3 protein-coding genes and 1 pseudogene are annotated in these 1,473 nt (G+C 65.6%); all 4 read right to left on the bottom strand.

The features are described from left to right. On the bottom strand, window positions 1–120 hold a 120-nt coding region (locus tag MCBG_RS34595), incomplete at its 3' end, for a GTP-binding protein (protein WP_043331305.1). A 39-nt stretch (window positions 121–159) separates the two neighbouring features. Then, window positions 160–630 (bottom strand): 30S ribosomal protein S7, encoded by a 471-nt coding sequence (gene rpsG, locus MCBG_RS30895; RefSeq protein ID WP_008746138.1) that lies wholly within the window; start codon window positions 628–630, stop codon window positions 160–162. 2 nt (window positions 631–632) lie between these two features. Continuing rightward, a complete protein-coding gene (gene rpsL / locus MCBG_RS30890) occupies window positions 633–1,004 on the bottom strand; it encodes a 30S ribosomal protein S12 (protein ID WP_007823146.1) in 372 nt (123 codons plus the stop codon). Window positions 1,005–1,260: 256 nt separating this feature from the next. Beyond that, window positions 1,261–1,473 (bottom strand): annotated as a pseudogene (locus MCBG_RS33315) (hypothetical protein); the annotation flags it as partial.

Raw genomic sequence — 1,473 nt, 5'->3', positions numbered from 1 at the left:
CTTGTACGAAACACCGGTGTAGTACAGGATCCGCTCGGTCGTCGTCGTCTTGCCCGCGTCGATGTGGGCCATGATCCCGATGTTGCGGACCCGGCCCAGGTCAAGCGAAGTGGTAGCCATAAGGCTTCAGTCTTCTCTCGGTCTCGATGGGGTCTGCGACTACCAGCGGTAGTGCGCGAAGGCCTTGTTGGACTCGGCCATCTTGTGCGTGTCCTCGCGCTTCTTCACAGCGGCACCCAGGCCGTTGGACGCGTCGAGAAGCTCGTTCGTGAGGCGCTCGGTCATGGTCTTCTCGCGACGGGCGCGGGAGTACCCGACGAGCCAGCGCAGGGCGAGCGTGTTCGCGCGGCCCGGCTTGACCTCGATCGGCACCTGGTAGGTCGCACCGCCGACGCGGCGGGACTTGACCTCCAGGGTCGGCTTGATGTTCTCCAGCGCGCGCTTCAGCGTGACGACCGGGTCGGCGTTGGTCTTCTCGCGAAGACCCTCCATGGCGCCGTACACGATCCGCTCGGCGGTGGAGCGCTTGCCGTTGAGCAGCACCTTGTTGATGAGGGAGGTCACCAGGGGGGAGCCGTAAACCGGGTCGATGATGACCGGGCGCTTCGGGGCGGGGCCCTTACGAGGCATTCTTACTTCTCCTTCTTGGCGCCGTAGCGGCTGCGGGCCTGCTTGCGGTTCTTGACACCCTGGGTGTCGAGCGAGCCTCGGATGATCTTGTAGCGAACACCCGGCAGGTCCTTCACACGGCCACCACGCACGAGCACGATGGAGTGCTCCTGCAGGTTGTGTCCCTCACCCGGGATGTAGGCCGTGACCTCGATGCCGGAGGTCAGACGCACACGCGCGACCTTCCGCAGGGCCGAGTTCGGCTTCTTCGGGGTGGTCGTGAACACACGCGTGCAGACGCCGCGGCGCTGGGGCGAGCCGTCCAGTGCGGGCGTCTTGTTCTTCTCGACCTTGTCCTGCCTGCCCTTGCGGACAAGCTGCTGGATCGTAGGCACTACTACTCCGGTTTCTGTGTGCCGAATGGTAAAGCTAACCTGGAACACCCCCGACCCACGCGGTCGGGTGTGTCGGAACCGGGACTCCGTCGCGAGGCGTGACGCATCGCGCGGAAGGAGCGGATCAGGCGGCCTTTATCGGGTTCCTTGTGTGCGGTGTGTAAGCACGCACACGGACCCGGGCACACCCCAGGCACGAGGTCAGAGCGTACCTACCGTATGGACCTGGGTCAAAACAAATGCGTGGGAGGGGGTCTCAGCGGTTGACCGACTGGATCTCCCGCACCTGGACATCCTGCGGCTGCCCGTACGTGCCGTCCGGCAGATCACCTCCGGCACCGCCCGTCCCCGTCCAGGCCGTGTCCCAGGTCACAGCGGTCTGGAGGCGGTACGCGGCGTCCCCGGACGACTTCAGGTACGTGACCCCGCACGGAGGCGTACGGTCCGCCTTGCCCGGCGCGAACGGCTC

The sequence above is a fragment of the Micromonospora sp. M42 genome, from assembly GCF_000568915.1.
GTDB lineage: Bacteria > Actinomycetota > Actinomycetes > Mycobacteriales > Micromonosporaceae > Micromonospora > Micromonospora chalcea.
This window is presented reverse-complemented; position numbering and strand designations above follow the sequence as displayed.